The following is a 15,525-nucleotide window of genomic DNA, read 5'->3' on the forward strand; positions in this document are numbered from 1 at the left end:
GGGCCCGCGTACCGCTACCCCACACACCCCCGAACCGCCTCCACCAGCCGGTTCGCCCGGGCGTCCCCGTGCCCGACCATCCGATTCGCCACGTACGCGAAGCCGACCCCGAACGCGTCGTCCCCGAACGCGAACTGACCGCCCGCGCCGTCGTTGCCGAAGCTGCGCGGGCCGAGCATCGGCCGGAACGACGCCGAGTCGAGCAGGAAGCCGGAGCCCCAGCGCGCCCCCAGGTCGAGGCCCAGCCATGACGGCCCCGACGACAGCTCGCGCACGGCGTCGCCGACCGTCTCCTCCGACAGCAGCCGCTGTGTGCCGTCGATCCCCGTCGCCGCCGCCGCGTACAGGCCCGCGAGCCCGCTCGCCGACGCCAGCGCGCCCGACCCCGGCAGTTCCATCGCGAACAGCTCCGGGTCGTTCCAGCCGTGCGGCTCGTCCAGGCCGGGGAACGTCAGCGCGCCGTTCATCGTCACGATCCGGGTCAGCAGATGCTCGGGCCCCGGCATCCCCGGCCGGCCCTCCGCCTCGACGAGCCGCGCCCGCCCCGCCGACTCGGCCTCCGACGCGCCGATCCACGCCCGCAGCCCCAACGGCCCGGTCACGGCCTCCCGGACGTACGCGCCCGGGGTGTGCCCGGTGATCCGCCGCACCACCTCGCCGAGCAGGAAGCCGAACACCTGGCCGTGGTACTCGTACGCCGAACCCGGCTCCCACAGCGGCTTCTGCTCCTCCAGGGCCCGTACGACCGGCGTCCACGCGGCGATCTCCGCGAACGACGGCGACGCGTCGAGCACCGGCACGCCCGCCCGGTGGCCGAGGACCATCCGGCAGGTCACCGCCTCCTTGCCGTGCCGGGCGAACTCGGGCCAGTACCGCGCCACCGGAGCGTCCAGGTCCAACCGCCCCTGCTGCGCGAGCAGCTGCACGGCGACCGCCACCAGGCCCTTCGCGCAGGAGAACACCGGCACGACCGTGTCCCGCTCCCAGGGCCGCCCCGTCGCCTCGTCGGCGACGCCGCCCCACAGCTCGACGACCTTGCGGCCGTTCACGAACACCGTTGTGGCGGCGCCCAGTTCGGGAAAGTCGTCGAAGTTCCGCGCGAAGGCGTCGGCGATCGCGCCGAACCCCTCCTCCACCCAACCCTGGTGCCCCGCCACTGTGTTGCTCCGTTCCTGGCCGTACGTACGCGCCGCGCGCCGGTCGCTGGTCGAACGCCGCACGGTATGCAGGGGCGCCGGGGCAGGGCCACTCATTTTGCGGAGGCACCGGGCACGGGGTCACAGGGCCCGGCGGTACCGCAGCGCAGGCAGCCCTTCGAGCATCGTCTCCCCGACGCACTCGAACCCCGTACGGCTCAGGACCGCGCGGGAGCCGGCGTTCTCGACGGTCGCCTCGGCGAGCAGCGTGTGCAGCCCGTACGCGTCGGCGGCGAGGGTGAGAACGCGGCGTACGGCGGTCGACGCCAGGCCCCGCCCGGCCGCGTGCTCGGCGATGCGGTAGCCCAGGTGGGCGGCGCCGTCGGCCACGTCGACGAGGTTGACCCGGCCGAGGATCGCCCCGTCCGCGTCGACCAGGACGTGGAACAGGCAGGCGCCGGTGTCCTGTTCGGCGAGGCGGGCCGCGTGCACCTCGGCGAAGTCGGCGAAGTACGCGTCGCCCCGGTCCGGCACCCAGCGGGCGAAGTAGGCACGGTTCTCCCGCTCGAAGTCGAGGAGGGCCGGGGCGTGTTCGGGTCGCAGCAGCTGGAGTTCGGGCATGGGCGCAACGGTAACGCCGCAGGGCACGGGTGTTCGGGCCGCAGGGCTCGCGTGTACCGGCCACAGGGCACGGGGCGCTGGGTGCCTCGATCGCCTGAAGTTCCCCGGAACTGTTCGATTACGGCCCGCGAATTCCCCTGACACGGCAGGGGAGTTGACCAGGTTCGATTACGGAGCGCGAGGAACACCCGGAGCGGAGGCCATGGTTCCGTCACCCGTGTGGGCCAATGGGGCTCATCCCGGGCTTATGGCGATTCTGTGAAACTGCATTCCTATCCGATGACCGGGCACCGGACGTCGCGGCGTGGACGGGGTGGTGCGCGCCGCGGAACCGAAGGAGCCGGAATCGGATGCGCGGATGCCGGACGCGGCTGGCCTCGGCATACGCGGCGGGGGCTCCGGTGCACCACGGAGCCCCCGCAACATTTCTGATGTCCGGTTGCCGGACTACGCCTTTCTGGCGCGGGCCTGCAGCCGTTCCTCGTCCTCGTGCTCGATCGCGACGATCTCCGGATGGTGCAGATCGAAGGCCGGGGACTCGGAGCGAATACGGGGGAGCGTGGTGAAGTTGTGCCGGGGCGGCGGGCACGCGGTGGCCCACTCCAGCGAACGCCCGTACCCCCAGGGGTCCTCCACGCCGACCGGCTCACCGTATTTCGCGGTCTTCCAGACGTTGTAGAGGAACGGCAGGACGGACAGGCCGAGCAGGAACGAACTCATCGACGAGACCGTGTTGAGGGCGGTGAATCCGTCGGCCGCCAGATAGTCCGCGTACCGCCTCGGCATTCCTTCGGCGCCGAGCCAGTGCTGCACCAGGAACGTGCCGTGGAAGCCGGTGAACAGCGTCCAGAACGAGATCTTCCCGAGCCGTTCGTCGAGGAGCTTCCCGGTGAACTTCGGCCACCAGAAGTGGAATCCGGCGAACATCGCGAAGACGACGGTGCCGAACACCACGTAATGGAAGTGCGCGACCACGAAATACGTGTCCGACACGTGGAAGTCCATCGGCGGCGAGGCAAGGACGATGCCGGTCAGGCCGCCGAAGAGGAACGTGACGAGAAAGCCCGTCGTCCACAGCATCGGCGTCTCGAAGGACAGCGAGCCCTTCCACATCGTGCCGATCCAGTTGAAGAACTTCACCCCGGTCGGCACGGCGATCAGCATCGTCATGAACGAGAAGAACGGCAGCAGCACACCGCCCGTCGCATACATGTGGTGCGCCCACACCGTCGCCGAGAGCCCGGCGATCGCGATGGTCGCGCCGATCAGCCCGATGTACCCGAACATCGGCTTCCGCGCGAACACCGGAATGACCTCGGAGACGATCCCGAAGAACGGCAGCGCGATGATGTACACCTCCGGATGCCCGAAGAACCAGAACAGGTGCTGCCACAACAGCGCACCCCCGTTCGCCGGGTCGAAGATGTGCGCCCCGAATTTCCGGTCGGCCTCGAGCGCGAAAAGGGCGGCGGCGAGCACCGGGAACACCATGATGACGAGCACCGCGGTGAGCAGCACGTTCCAGGTGAAGATCGGCATACGGAACATCGTCATGCCCGGCGCCCGCATGCAGATGATGGTCGTGATGAAGTTGACCGATCCGAGAATGGTGCCGAATCCGGAGAACGCCAGGCCCATGAGCACCATGTCGGCGCCGATGTTCGCGGAATGCACACCGTCCGAGAGCGGCGTGTACATGAACCAGCCGAAACTCGGCGCACCGTTCGGCGTGAGAAACGAACCGACGGCGATCAGCGAGCCGAACAGATAGAGCCAGTACGCGAACATGTTGAGCCGCGGGAACGCCACGTCCGGCGAACCGATCTGCAACGGCATGATCCAGTTCGCGAATCCGGCGAACAACGGAGTGGCGAACATCAGCAGCATGATCAGGCCGTGCATCGTGAACGCCTGATTGAACTGCTCGTTGGAGATCAACTGCGTGCCGGGACGCGCCAGTTCTGCCCGCATCGCGAGCGCGAGCAGCCCGCCGAAGCAGAAGAACGCGAACGACGTGACCATGTAGAGCGTGCCGATGGTCTTGTGGTCGGTGGTCGTCAGCCACTTCACCACCGTGGTTCCGCGCCCGGCCGGCCGCGGCACGGGCTGCGCGTGCGCGGCGGTGTCTTCGGGCGCGGGCTGCGGGGACGGGGAGGAGGGATGGAGGGCCATCCGACGACGATGTCCCCCCATACCCGTACGGCGCACGGAGCCACTCGGGCGCGTCACCCGGGCGGCGGCCAAGCCTTGGGAGCCATGCGTACGGAGGGTCCGGGAGCCTCGCGTACGGCCGGCTCGGAAGCTACGCGTGCGGCCGGCTCGGGAGCTACGCGTACGGGTTGTTCCCGTGCTGCGGCTGTCCCGCCGCGCCCTGGCCGCCGCCCTGGGCCCCGGCCCCGTGCGCGAGCAGCCCCTCGGCCTGCTCCTTCGGCACCTTGTGCTCGGTGCCGCAGAACGTGCACTGCGTCAGGTACGACGTCGAGATCGGGAACAGCGGCACGAAGAACAGCGAGAACTTCGTGACCTTCTTGCGCAGTGAATGGGCGGCGGGATTACCGCAGTTGCCGCACACCAGCGTGACGATGGCCAGCTGGTACAGATAGCTCTTCGTGCCGAAGATGATCACGGGGCAGCCCCTCCCGGTCCCGGTAGACCGCCGGCCTTTGGCGACGGCTTGTGCGGTCATCGTACGTGGGTGCCGTCGCGGGCGACGGATCACGGGAGGGGCTCCGGCCCCGGCCGGTCGGGCCGGTTCGCTCAGCCGAACTGGCCCGGCTGGTACTCGCCGCCCGCCTGCTGCGTGATCACGTTCAGCCGGTTGAAGGCGTTGATGACCGTGATCACCGTGAGCAGCGCGCCGAGCTGCTCCTCGTCGTAGTGCTTCTCGGCGTTCGCCCACACCTCGTCCGGGACGCCGCCCGCCGCGTCCGCGATGCGCGTGCCCTCCTCGGCCAGGGCCAGGGCGGCCCGCTCGGCCTCCGTGAAGACCGTCGAGTCCCGCCAGGTCGCCACCAGGTGCAGCCGCACCGCGGACTCCCCGGCCTTCGTCGCCTCCTTCGTGTGCATGTCGACGCACATGCCGCAGCCGTTGATCTGGCTGCACCGCAGCAGCACCAACTCCCGCGTGGCGGGCGGCAGCGCGGTCTCCGTGACCGCCATCCCGGCAGCGGCGAGATGCTTGAGCGCCTTGGCGACGACGGGGTGGCTGTGGATGTCGAGTCGTGCGGACATGGGGTTCTCCTTCATCGGAACGCGTCGAACGTCCTTACGCCGATACGACGGCACAGCCCCGAAAAATGTGAGGCCCCAGCTCCAACCGCCCCCCCACCTCACATTTCCCGCCGCTGTCTCGTCGTAGGGGAAGAAGAGGAACCGGGCCGTACGGGCGGGCGCGCGGCCGTACGACAGTGAAGGAGCGGCAGGAGCATGGACGGACAGCCGGAGCAGGCGTCGGCGGCGGACCGGGGCGAGCCGGAGCTGAGCGTGATCGTCGGCGAGCGGCGGCAACTGCTCAACCTCGCCTACCGGCTGCTCGGCTCGCTCGCCGACGCGGAGGACGTCGTACAGGAGACGTACACCCGCTGGTACGCCATGACGCCGAGCCGGCAGCGGGCCGTCGACTCGCCCCGCGCCTGGCTCACCAAGGTCGCCGGGCGGATCTGCCTCGACCAGCTGCGCTCGGCCCGCGCCCGGCGCGAGCGCTACGTCGGTGCGTGGATCCCGGAGCCCGTGCCCGACGCGTCGGAGTGGCCGGCCGCAGGGCGGAGCACGGACCGGACCGCGGACCCGGCCGACCGGGTCACCCTCGACGAGTCGGTGAACATGGCGTTCCTCGTCGTCCTCGACGCGATGACCCCGGCGGAGCGCGTCGCGTTCGTGCTGCACGACGTCTTCCGCTACTCCTTCGCCGAGGTCGCCGAGATCGTGGGCCGCACCCCGGCCGCCTGCCGCAAGCTCGCCTCATCGGCCCGCGCCCGCCTGCGCACCAACCGCCCGTCCGTACCGCCGTCCGCACCCCCGTCCCGCTCGGAACGCGCCCGACAGGCCGATGTCGTACGGCAGTTCAAGCGGGCGTGGGAGGCGAAGGACGTGCCCGCGCTGGTCGGGCTCCTCGACCCCGACGCCACCGGGATCGCCGACGGCGGAGGCCTGGTCACCGCCCGGCTCGACCCCATGCTGGGCGGCGTCGAGATCGCGGAGTACCTCACGGCCGTCTCGGTCGGCGCCGCCGACCGGGAGATCCTGGAGCGCACGGTCAACGGGCAGCCCGGTCTGGTCGTCCAGGACGGCGGCGTCACGACGGTGGTGATGGCCTTCGAGATCGGCGACCACGGCCGCATCACCCGCCTGTGGGCCGTACGCAACCCGGAGAAGCTGCGCGCCTGGACGTGACCTCGTCTTTCGGGGCGCGGGGAGGAAACGAGCCTCGGCCGTCGGCCGCTCGGCCCCCGCGCCCCGGTCCGCATGTGACGTACCGCACGAGGCGCATGGAGTGTGGCGTACGCCGCAAGGGGCCGTCGGGAGGGCGAGCGGGCGAAGTGATCTGCGTCATGGGGAACGGTGGATTCCGGCCATGATCGGGTGCGTTGAGGGTGGTCCTGTCCCGGAATGGGGTCATGTTTCCGTCCCCGCCCGTGACGGTTTGGTGACGAGGAGTTTTATCGACCCCCCTGCAAACCCGGGAATCGAGCTCGTAGACTCAACCCCCGCTGTCGCCTGGCAGCACGAAACACGTCCCCGACCGAAAGAGGCTTCACGGTGAGCCCCGCTGACAGTGCCGACGCTCCGATCTACGCCGACCTGGTGGAAGAGCGCGGAGACGTTCCCACCGAGGTCCGCGAAGCCGCCGAAGAGGCGCTCCGCGAAGCAGAGCGCGTCCTCGACTTCAGCACCCTCGAGGTCTCCGCGGCCTAGTCCCGCCGACGCTCGGCCCCGGGCCCGCTCTGCCCAGTGGCCGAATCCCGTCTACGGGCCAGCAGATACGCCTGCGGCGCGGTCTCGTCCTCCTCGGGCCCGCGCACCATCCGCGTCCGCGGCTCGAACCCGGCCGCACGCAGCAGTGACTCGACCTCCTCCGGATCGCGCCGGTGGAAGTCCAACGACACCGGGTGGCCCCAGGCCTGCTCCACCCGCAGCGGCGCCTCGCCCACCTGGAACGCGAGCAGCAACTGCCCGCCCGGCGCGAGCACCCGGTGGAACTCGGCGAACGCGTCCGGCAGCCGCTCCTGCGGCATGTGGATGATCGAGTACCACGCGGCGAGACCGGCCAGGCGGCCGTCCGGCACATCCAGGTCGAACAGCGACCCCTCGGCGAACTCGATCCCCGGATGGGCCCGCCGGGCCTGCGCCACCATCCCCGGCGACAGATCGACCCCGGACGCGTCCAGGCCGAGCCCGCTGAGATGAGCCGTCACCCGGCCCTCACCGCACCCCGCCTCGACGACCGGCCCACCCCCGCCGGCCCGCACCAGCTCCGCGAACAACCCGAGCACCGCTCTGTCGTACGGGTTCGAGGCGAGCGAATCCCCGAACCGCTCCGAGTAGTCGGCGGCGATCGCGTCGTAGAAGGCGCGCGTCGACGACAGGAACTCGGGCTCGGCGCGGGTGGCGTCGGAAGGCGTGGGGGAGGCGGCCGCGGACGGCGCGTCGGTGGCGGACACTGGGGCGGTTGCGAAGTCGGAATCAGTCACGAGTCCGGACTGTAGCGGCCGCCACCGACAATCGCCCCGACGGCCCCCGCGCAGCCCAACCGGCCGCCGAGACAAGGCAGTTCGATCCGGCCAGGGTACGGAACCCTCAGGTCAGCGGCACGCTCGCGCGCACCCGCTTGCCGCCCGCGCGCTGCTCCACCGTCACCGCGCGGCTCAACGCGTGCACGATCTCCAGGCCGTGCCGCGACGGCCGCAGCGCATCGGGCGCCGCCATCACCGGAAGGGCCGGTTCCGTGTCCCACACGCTGATGTCCAGGGCGCCCGAAGCCACTTCCAGCTCCAGCACACAGGGGCCGGACGCGTGCTTCACGACATTCGTCACCAACTCCGTGACCACCAGCATCGCCGCGCCCAACGCCTCCGCCGGCACCGTGAACGCGGCGCTCGCGCGCAGCCGGGCGACGAACTCCGACACCAGGTCCCTGGCGTGCACGGCGCTGTCCGTGCGGCCCTCGAAAGCCGCCCCCGCGTAGGTGCTGCAGCCGGTCGGCATGGTCGCGGCCCTCTCCTGTGGTGCTCGTTCGGTCGTGCTCCCCGCCCATGAACATCGGCGGGTCGGTGCCGAAGTCCTCATGAACTTCTCACCTGGATCCCGGATACCCGCCGAGTCCTGCCGCATGCATGCATCGATCAGCTGAATCGCAGGTCACAGTCGAGGGCGCATGCCGGGCTCCGGTGCGCCGGGTCTGTACCCGCATGCGCCGGCCCGGAGCCATGGCCTCGGATTCGCACACAGTGCCTGACGGTCGCTGCGCTGCGTGGAAGGAGCGGAGTGCTCGATACCGCATGCCGCGCCGCGCAGTTGGAGCTTTCGCCGTTTCCGTTGCAGTGACGATTCTGCAGGGGATGGTGGTTCGGGCCGGACCCGCGTGTGCGGCGGCTGTGTGCTGGGAGTGAACGGGGAGTTGGAGCGTGCGCAAGCACCAGCGTGGGGCGAGACGCCGGGGTGAGGGGCGCCCACGGGCCCCCGTGGCGCTGGTGGGGAGGGACGCGGAACTGGCGGTGGTGCGGCAACTCCTCGCGACCGGCCGCCTCGTCAGCGTCGTCGGCGCGGCCGGCGTCGGCAAGAGCAGCGTCGCCCGCGCCGCCGCCGTGCTCGTCCGCGGCGCGCTGCCCGCCGACGCCGCGGTGGAGGGCGTCCTGCGCGTGCCCTGCTGGGAGGGCGCGCCGGGCGGGAGGGCCGGGGCTGCGCCTGACGGTGCGTCGGGCGGCGCGGCGACGGCGCTCGCGCGGGCGCTCGGGGGCGGGCCCGCGGGCGTACGGGACGTCGTCGACCGGCTGCGCACCCGGCGGCTGCTTGTGCTGCTCGACGACGTCGACCCGGTGCACGCCGAGTGCATCCGGCTCGTCCAGAGCGTCCTGCAGCACGCGCCCGGCGTACGCGTCCTCGTGACCGGGCGCCAGCCGCTCGGCCTCGGCGAGGAACAGGTCGTACGCCTGGCAGGGCTGCCGGAGACCGCGCCGGACGGCGGGGACGGACCGGCCGTCGAGCTGTTCCTGCGCCGGGCGCGGACGGCGCAGCGCGGCTTCACGGTGGACGGCGCCGGACGGCGGCTCGTACGCGAGCTGTGCGCGCGGCTCGACGGGGCGCCGCTCGCGATCGTGCTGGCCGCGGCGCAGGTGGAGCGGTTTCCGCTGCCCCGGCTCGCGCGGCTGGTCGAGTCGGGGCAGTGCTGGCTGCGCGACGAGTCCCTGCCGGAGCGGCGGCAGCGTTCGCTGCGGGCCGCGATGGAGGCGCAGTACGCGCTCTGCGACCGCGCGGCCCGGCTCGTCTGGGCCCGACTCTCCGTGGCCGCGGGGGACTTCGCGCTGGACGCGGCCGTGTTCCTGTGCCAGGGCGGCGGCCTCGACCCGGACGAGGTCCCGGCCTGCCTGGCCCGCCTCGCCGCTGCCGCCGTCCTCGAACCCGTACGGGAAGCGGGCGGGGTGCTGCCGCCGCGGTACCGCATGACCGGCGCCGCCCGCGACTTCGGCGCCGAACGGCTGCACGCGGCGGGCGAGTCCGAGGAGGCGGCCGACCGGCACCTGCTCTGGTACAGCAGGGTCGCCACCGCCGCGCACGACCTCTGGCGCGCCGGCCAGCCCACCCGCGCGACCCTCCTCGTCCGCGACGAGTCCGCCAACATCCAGGCCGCCCTCGACCGGGCGCCGCGCGACGAGATCCAGGCCGACGTCGCCCTGGCCATGGCGCTCGACCTGTGGTTCTGGTGGGCGGTGTGCGGTCACGCGGCGCACGGGCGGGAGGTCGTCGAGCGGCTCCTCCCGCTGACCGACGGCACGGGACCGCTGTACGGGCGCGGGCTCTGCCTCGCCGCGTGGCTGGCGGCGGGCACCGGGGGAGAGGGCGTCGAGGACCTGCTGAGCCGGGCCTGGGCGGCGGCGGTGCTGGTCGGGGACGTCGCCACGGCCGGTCATGTCGCCCTCGTCCAGGGCCTGGTGGCGCTGGGCGGCGGCGAACTGGAGCGGGCGGCGACCCTGCTGGGGGACGCCGCCCACATCGTTCCCGACGATCCGGCCCACGGCCCGCCCGCCGCCCTGAGCCGCCTGCTGCTCGGCGTCACGCGGGCGCTGCGCGGCGAACCGGCGGAGGGGCTGCGGGACATCCGGGGCGCGCTGCGGGACCCGGCCGCGCAGCGCGACCTGCTGATCCGCTGCCTCGGGCAGTACGGACTCGCCCTCGTCGACCACCTCACCGGCCGCCGCAGCCGCGCCTGGCGCCGCGCCCACCGGGCCATGGCCCAGGCGGTCTCGCTCGGCTGCCCCTCGGCGGTCTTCGCCATCCAGCACCTGCTGCAGGACGTGGAACGCGGCGCGAGCGGCACCGTGGCCCGCCCGCCGGGGCTGTTGTGCGAGGCGGCGGCGGGGAGTTGGTGAGGGAGGGGCAGGGGTCAGTCCCCGAGCGGTCGTCCGGCGCGGCGGGCGGCGACGGCCTGCCGCGTGTCCTCGGTGACCAGGTCGGCGTTGATCGCCGCTCCCGCCCGTACGCCCGCGGCCGCGGAGACGATCACCTGGGCGCTCACCTCGGCGACGTTGCCCGCCGCCCACACGCCGGGCACGTCCGTGCGGCCCGTCGGGTCGGTGGGGATGTGGCGGCCGACGACGGTGCCCTGGACCGCCTGGTCCGCGAGGTCGAGGCCGAGCGGGGCGAGCCAGTCCGCGCGGGCGCTCATCCGGGTCGCGACGGCCAGCGCCGAGACGCCGAACTCCTCGCCCGACGCGAGCCGCACCCCGGTCAGCCGGCCCTCAGCCGCGACCAGCTCGTCGACCTTGCCGTCCACGACGGCGACGCCGCGCGCGGCCAGCTGCTCGTAACTCTCGTCGTCCGGCTCGGGGGCCGTGTGCAGGAACAGCGTGACGTCGTCGCTCCACTGCCGCCAGAGCAGGGCCTGGTGCACGGCGAGCGGGCCGGTCGCCAGCACGCCGATGCGCCGGTCGCGCACCTCCCAGCCGTGGCAGTACGGGCAGTGCAGCACGTCCTTGCCCCACAGCTCCGCGAGCCCTGGCACGTCGGGCAGCTCGTCGACCAGGCCCGACGTCACGAGCAGCCGCCGGGCCCGGACGACGGACGCGTCCGCCAGGGTCAGGCGGAAACCGGTGCCGTCGCGCTCGGCGGAGACGACCCGGCCGGTGCGCAGCTGCGCGCCGTAGCGGCGGATCTCCGCGCGGCCGTCGGCCATCAGCTCGGCCGGCGGTGTGCCCTCGCGGCCCAGGTAGACGTGCACGCCGTCGGAGGGCGCGTTGCGGGGCTCGCCCGAGTCGATCACCAGGACCGAGCGCCGGGCCCGGCTCAGCGCGAGCGCCCCGCTCAGGCCCGCCGCGCCGCCGCCGACGACCACGACGTCGTACGCCTCCGCGCCGTTCTCCGCCGCCTCGTCCATCGCCGTGCTCCTCGTCATCGCCGTACTCCTCCGGCTCGTCGTACCGATGCGGTCAGAGTGCGACCGGTCGTACCGTCTTGACAAACCTTGTTGCCGAGACAGCAAATGGGACGATGAGCGACGACGACGATCTCTCCGCGGTCCTCACCGGGGTGGGCCCCAGGCTGCGCGCCCTGCGCAAGGCGCGCGGCACCACGCTGACCGCGCTCAGCGAGACGACCGGGATCTCGGTGAGCACCCTGTCCCGCCTGGAGTCCGGCCGCCGCGAACCCACCCTGAAGCACCTGCTGCCGCTGGCGAAGGCGCACGGCCTGCCCCTCGACGAGCTCGTCGGCGCACCCCAGACCGGCGACCCGCGCGTCCACCCCCGGCCTTTCACCCGGCACGGCCAGACCTGGATCCCGCTGACCCGGCACCTCGGCGGACTGCACGCGTACAAGCAGATCCTGCCCGTCGGCAAGGGCTGCGGCCCCGGCCCCGACGGCCGCCCGGCGCAGGGCACGCACGAGGGGTACGAGTGGCTGTACGTCCTCTCCGGGCGGCTGCTGCTCGCGCTCGGCGAGCACGATCTGATCCTCACCGCGGGCGAGGCCGCCGAGTTCGACACCCGCACCCCGCACGGCTTCGCCAACGCCGGCGAACACCCCGTCGAATGGCTCGCGTTGTACGGGCCGCAGGGCGAGCGCATGCACGTACGGGCCCGACCCGCGGTGAAGAAGGGGACCGGCTCGGACGCGTGACTCGCTCGGAGACGGGTCGGGACGGCTGGACGTAAACGCTTGCGCAAACGTTTACGTCTCGCGTTTCGTGAGGTAGGTTCGGGCCCGGCCGAGGCGGGAACTGCGGGCGAGCCGCGTGCGCCCCGTGCTCGGCGGGTGTGCGTGGACGTCGCGCGGGAGTCGCGCGGAAGGAGTGGGGCTGTGGCGACCATGGTGGATGTGGCCCGGCGGGCCGGCGTGTCCGTGGCCACGGTGTCGCACGTCGTCAACGAGACCCGGCCGGTGCGCCCCGCGACGCGTGCCGCGGTCCGGGACGCGATCGACGAACTCGGCTACACGCACAACACGTTGGCGCGTTCGCTGGTGACCTCGCGCACCCACTCGATCGGGCTCGCGGTGTCGGCGACCAGCAACCCGTACTTCACGGACATCCTGCGCGGAGTCGAGGCCAGCGCCCTTGAGCACGGATACAGCCTGCTGATCGCCGACCCGCACGACGACCCCGCGCACGAGCTGCGCGCGGTGCAGCTGCTGCACGAGCGGCGCGTGGACGGCCTCGTCGTCGCGCCCTCCGCGCGGCCGGACGCACTGCTCGACCACGTGCGGCGCGCGTCCATCCCGACGGTGTTCCTCGACCGGCTCGTCGGGGACGCCCACGACCAGGTGTGCGCGGAGAACGAGGAGCCGGTGGCCCGGCTCGTCACGCATCTCGCCGAGGCCGGGCACCGCAGGATCGCGCTGGTCGCGGGCGTGCCGGGCCTGTCGACGACCACCGAACGCGTCGCCGGTCACCGGCTCGGGCTCGACCGGGCGGGCCTCGACCACGATCCGGCCCTCGTCGTCGGCGGGGAGTCGAGCGCCGAGGGCGCCGAGCGGGCGACGCGGGAACTGCTCGCGCTCGACCGGCCGCCCACCGCACTGGTCACCGCCAACAACACCATGACCATCGGCGCGCTCCGGGCACTGCGCGCGGCCGGGATCCGGGTGCCGGACGACATGGCGCTCGCCGGGTTCGACGACTTCGCGTGGGCGGACGTCTTCGAGCCCCGGCTCACCGTCGTCGACCAGCCGAGCTGGGAGATCGGCGCGGCGGCCCTGCGGCTGCTCGTCGACCGGCTCGCCGATCCCGAACGGGCGCCGCGCACCGTCCGGTTGCCGTGCGCGTTCGTGCACCGGGAGTCGTGCGGGTGCGGGGCCTGACGGCCCCGTCCCCGTGCCCCTCCTTCCCGTACCCCTTGTTCCGCAGGACCTCCGCTTGTTCCGCAGGACCTCCGCCCCACCGCAGTCGTACCGCCAGCAGAAAGGCCAGCCCATGATCGTCGTCGCCGGCGAAGCCCTCATCGACCTCGTCCCCGCGGGGCCCGCCGCCGAGGACGAACTGCCGCCGCTGCAGCCGAAGCGGGGCGGCGGCCCGTACAACACGGCCGTCGCGCTCGGCCGGCTCGGCTCGCCCACGGCGTTCTGCTCGCGCCTGTCGACCGACCACTTCGGTACGGCGCTGCTCGGCGGGCTCGCGGCGGACGGGGTCGACACATCGCTGGTGCAGCGCGGCGACGAGCCGACGACGCTGGCCGTCGCCCACATCGCCGCCGACGGCTCGGCGTCCTACAGCTTCCACGTCGAGGGCGCCGCCGACCGGCTCTTCGCACTGCCGGACGCGCTGCCGGAGGCCACGCGGGCGGTGTCGTTCGGTACGTGCTCGCTCGTCCTCGAACCGGGCGCGAGCGCGTACGAGGAGCTGCTGCGGCGCGAGTCGGAGCGGGGCACGTTCACGGCGCTCGACCCGAACATCCGGGCCGGGCTGATCGCCGACCCGGAGGCGTACCGGGCGCGGTTCCGGGCGTGGCTGCCGTACGTGTCGCTCCTGAAGCTGTCGGAGGAGGACGCGGCGTGGCTGGCCCAGTCGGACGACCTGGAGGGCGCGGCTTCGGAGTGGTCGGCGCTCGGGCCCGCGGCGGTCGTGCTCACGCGGGGCGGCGACGGGCTGACGGCGCTCACGCGGGAGGGCGGGCGCGTGGACGTGCCGGGCGTGCCGGTGGACGTGGTCGACACGATCGGGGCGGGCGACACCGTCAACGCGGCGCTGCTGCACCGGCTCGACGCGCACGGGGCGCTGCACGCGGGGCGGGACGCGGTGCTCGATGCGGGGCAGTGGCGGGACGTGCTCGGGTTCGCGGCGAGGGCTGCCGCCCTCACCTGCTCCCGGGCTGGGGCGGAGCCGCCGTACGCGCGGGAGTTGGGGCGCGTGTCCTGTGCGGGTTGACTCGGGCGCCGCCGATCGCCCTCCGGGCTCGTCCTCAAACGCCGGACGGGCTTGATTTCGTGGCCCCTGACCGTCCCTTCCCGTGAGCCCGCGGCGCCGTCGGTCGCGCTGGCGCGCTCGTCCTCAAGCGCCGGAGGGGCTGATAGTGGTCCCCGCTCATGCGCCGGACGGGCTTGATCTCGTGGCCCCGGACCGTCCCTTCCCGTAAGCCCGCGGCACCGTCGATCGCGCTGGCGCGCTCGTCCTCAAGCGCCGGACGGGCTGATTGTGGTCCCCGCTCATGCGCCGGACGGGCTGATAGTGGTCCCCTCACGCGCCGGACGGGCTGATAGGTGGCGGGCTGGGGACCTGGCCCCTTCTCGGGCCGCCGAAGAGCAGTGTCGCCAGGGCCACCCCCGCTGCCCCGCCTGCCAGTTGGGCTGTGATGAAGCCGGGGAGGGAGGCGGGGGAGATGCCTGTGAAGGAGTCCGTGAAGGCTCGGCCCAGGGTTGCCGCCGGGTTGGCGAAGGAGCCGGACGACGTGAACCAGATCGCCGCCGCGATGTACGCCGCCACCGCGACCGGGGTGAGCTGGGGGCGGCCGATGCGGGTCAGGCCGTAGATGAGCAGGACCAGGCCCGCCGTGGCGACGACCTCGCCGAGGAGGAGCCGGTCGCCGATGCGGGCCTGCGTCGACCAGGCGAGGGTCGCCCGGCCGAACATCGCCTCCGCGAGTCGCGCGCCGATCACCGCGCCGACCGCCTGGGCCGTGACGTACGCCGCCGCGTCCCGTGCGCGTGGGCCCGAGCCGTCGTGGCGTCCCGCCCACCAGGCGGCGAGGGTCACCACGGGGTTGAGGTAGCCGCCGGAGACCGGGCCGAACAGGGCGATGAGCAGGCCGAGTCCGATGGCGGAGGCCAGGGAGTTGGCCAGGAGCTGCACGCCGATGTCGGCGCTCAGCTCGGCGGCCTGGATGCCGGAGCCGACGACGATCGCCACGAGGGACGCGGTGCCGACGAGTTCGGCGGCGGCCCGGCGGAACAGCGGGGCGGGTCCTTCGGCCGGCTTCACCTGGTCGTGGGGCAGCGGGGCAGGGCTGTGCAAGGCCTCTCCTTCCAAGGGTGCGCGGAATGCCGTCGGTGCACGGGATGGTCACCTGCTGCGCGTTCTCGGAAAGAATATTCCGCAGTTCGGAATTAAGCTAGACGGAGTGGGTAG

15 protein-coding genes are annotated in these 15,525 nt (G+C 72.8%); 6 read left to right on the forward strand and 9 right to left on the reverse strand.

Features of this window, described 5'->3' with window-relative positions:
- Positions 1-14: 14 nt before the first annotated feature.
- The 5 genes from ACIDOF_RS22215 to ACIDOF_RS22235 form a co-directional block, all read right to left on the reverse strand.
- Positions 15-1,157, reverse strand: coding sequence for a serine hydrolase domain-containing protein (locus tag ACIDOF_RS22215; RefSeq protein ID WP_409007903.1), 1,143 nt, complete (start codon positions 1,155-1,157; stop codon positions 15-17).
- A 120-nt stretch (positions 1,158-1,277) separates the two neighbouring features.
- Positions 1,278-1,757 (reverse strand): GNAT family N-acetyltransferase, encoded by a 480-nt coding sequence (locus ACIDOF_RS22220; RefSeq protein ID WP_409007755.1) that lies wholly within the window; start codon positions 1,755-1,757, stop codon positions 1,278-1,280.
- A gap of 447 nt (positions 1,758-2,204) precedes the next feature.
- Positions 2,205-3,929, reverse strand: coding sequence for a cytochrome c oxidase subunit I (gene ctaD, locus ACIDOF_RS22225; protein WP_409007756.1), 1,725 nt, complete (start codon positions 3,927-3,929; stop codon positions 2,205-2,207).
- 154 nt (positions 3,930-4,083) lie between these two features.
- Positions 4,084-4,383: a zinc-ribbon domain-containing protein gene (locus ACIDOF_RS22230; RefSeq protein ID WP_409007757.1), complete on the reverse strand. Its 300-nt coding sequence runs from the start codon at positions 4,381-4,383 to the stop codon at positions 4,084-4,086.
- A 131-nt stretch (positions 4,384-4,514) separates the two neighbouring features.
- The gene (locus tag ACIDOF_RS22235) at positions 4,515-4,988 is read right to left on the reverse strand and encodes a carboxymuconolactone decarboxylase family protein (protein ID WP_409007758.1); all 474 of its coding nucleotides are present in this window, start codon (positions 4,986-4,988) and stop codon (positions 4,515-4,517) included.
- A 195-nt stretch (positions 4,989-5,183) separates the two neighbouring features.
- On the opposite strand from ACIDOF_RS22235, the gene sigJ reads away from it, so the two are divergent.
- A complete protein-coding gene (gene sigJ / locus ACIDOF_RS22240) occupies positions 5,184-6,149 on the forward strand; it encodes an RNA polymerase sigma factor SigJ (protein WP_409007759.1) in 966 nt (321 codons plus the stop codon).
- Between the two features lie 366 nt (positions 6,150-6,515).
- Positions 6,516-6,671, forward strand: coding sequence for a hypothetical protein (locus ACIDOF_RS22245; RefSeq protein ID WP_409007760.1), 156 nt, complete (start codon positions 6,516-6,518; stop codon positions 6,669-6,671).
- Here ACIDOF_RS22245 and ACIDOF_RS22250 read toward each other — a convergent pair.
- Together ACIDOF_RS22250 and ACIDOF_RS22255 are read right to left on the reverse strand one after the other, a co-directional pair.
- Positions 6,668-7,447 carry a class I SAM-dependent DNA methyltransferase gene (locus ACIDOF_RS22250; RefSeq protein ID WP_409007761.1) on the reverse strand — a complete coding sequence of 260 codons (780 nt, stop codon included), beginning with the start codon at positions 7,445-7,447 and terminating at the stop codon, positions 6,668-6,670. The two genes, ACIDOF_RS22245 and ACIDOF_RS22250, sit on opposite strands and share 4 nt — an antisense overlap.
- Positions 7,448-7,553: 106 nt before the next feature.
- The gene (locus tag ACIDOF_RS22255) at positions 7,554-7,961 is read right to left on the reverse strand and encodes an ATP-binding protein (protein WP_409007762.1); all 408 of its coding nucleotides are present in this window, start codon (positions 7,959-7,961) and stop codon (positions 7,554-7,556) included.
- 485 nt (positions 7,962-8,446) lie between these two features.
- Between ACIDOF_RS22255 and ACIDOF_RS22260 the strand changes: the two genes are divergently transcribed.
- Positions 8,447-10,342 carry an ATP-binding protein gene (locus ACIDOF_RS22260; RefSeq protein ID WP_409007763.1) on the forward strand — a complete coding sequence of 632 codons (1,896 nt, stop codon included), beginning with the start codon at positions 8,447-8,449 and terminating at the stop codon, positions 10,340-10,342.
- 14 nt (positions 10,343-10,356) lie between these two features.
- Here the strand turns inward: ACIDOF_RS22260 and ACIDOF_RS22265 are convergent, their stop codons facing one another.
- Positions 10,357-11,364 carry an NAD(P)/FAD-dependent oxidoreductase gene (locus ACIDOF_RS22265; protein WP_409007764.1) on the reverse strand — a complete coding sequence of 336 codons (1,008 nt, stop codon included), beginning with the start codon at positions 11,362-11,364 and terminating at the stop codon, positions 10,357-10,359.
- 95 nt (positions 11,365-11,459) lie between these two features.
- On the opposite strand from ACIDOF_RS22265, the gene ACIDOF_RS22270 reads away from it, so the two are divergent.
- The 3 genes from ACIDOF_RS22270 (at position 11,460) to ACIDOF_RS22280 (ending at position 14,328) form a co-directional block, all read left to right on the forward strand.
- On the forward strand, positions 11,460-12,086 hold the full coding sequence (locus ACIDOF_RS22270) for a helix-turn-helix domain-containing protein (protein WP_409007765.1): 627 nt from the start codon (positions 11,460-11,462) through the stop codon (positions 12,084-12,086).
- A gap of 180 nt (positions 12,087-12,266) precedes the next feature.
- The gene (locus tag ACIDOF_RS22275; RefSeq protein ID WP_409007766.1) at positions 12,267-13,265 is read left to right on the forward strand and encodes a LacI family DNA-binding transcriptional regulator; all 999 of its coding nucleotides are present in this window, start codon (positions 12,267-12,269) and stop codon (positions 13,263-13,265) included.
- 112 nt (positions 13,266-13,377) lie between these two features.
- The gene (locus ACIDOF_RS22280; RefSeq protein WP_409007904.1) at positions 13,378-14,328 is read left to right on the forward strand and encodes a carbohydrate kinase family protein; all 951 of its coding nucleotides are present in this window, start codon (positions 13,378-13,380) and stop codon (positions 14,326-14,328) included.
- Positions 14,329-14,637: 309 nt separating this feature from the next.
- On the opposite strand, the gene ACIDOF_RS22285 is transcribed toward ACIDOF_RS22280, so the two are convergent.
- The gene (locus ACIDOF_RS22285) at positions 14,638-15,411 is read right to left on the reverse strand and encodes an aquaporin (RefSeq protein WP_409007767.1); all 774 of its coding nucleotides are present in this window, start codon (positions 15,409-15,411) and stop codon (positions 14,638-14,640) included.
- Between the last annotated feature and the right edge of the window lie 114 nt (positions 15,412-15,525).

This window comes from Streptomyces sp. Da 82-17 (genome assembly GCF_046098215.1).
In the GTDB taxonomy this organism is placed as follows: Bacteria; Actinomycetota; Actinomycetes; order Streptomycetales; family Streptomycetaceae; genus Streptomyces.

Coding starts and splice junctions, on each gene's coding strand:
- ctaD (WP_409007756.1), bottom strand. CDS start 3,929: ATGGCCCTCCATCCCTCCTCCCCGTCCCCGCAGCCCGCGCCCGAAGAC.
- ACIDOF_RS22255 (WP_409007762.1), bottom strand. CDS start 7,961: ATGCCGACCGGCTGCAGCACCTACGCGGGGGCGGCTTTCGAGGGCCGC.
- sigJ (WP_409007759.1), top strand. CDS start 5,184: ATGGACGGACAGCCGGAGCAGGCGTCGGCGGCGGACCGGGGCGAGCCG.
- ACIDOF_RS22265 (WP_409007764.1), bottom strand. CDS start 11,364: ATGACGAGGAGCACGGCGATGGACGAGGCGGCGGAGAACGGCGCGGAG.
- ACIDOF_RS22220 (WP_409007755.1), bottom strand. CDS start 1,757: ATGCCCGAACTCCAGCTGCTGCGACCCGAACACGCCCCGGCCCTCCTC.
- ACIDOF_RS22235 (WP_409007758.1), bottom strand. CDS start 4,988: ATGTCCGCACGACTCGACATCCACAGCCACCCCGTCGTCGCCAAGGCG.
- ACIDOF_RS22280 (WP_409007904.1), top strand. CDS start 13,378: ATGATCGTCGTCGCCGGCGAAGCCCTCATCGACCTCGTCCCCGCGGGG.
- ACIDOF_RS22270 (WP_409007765.1), top strand. CDS start 11,460: ATGAGCGACGACGACGATCTCTCCGCGGTCCTCACCGGGGTGGGCCCC.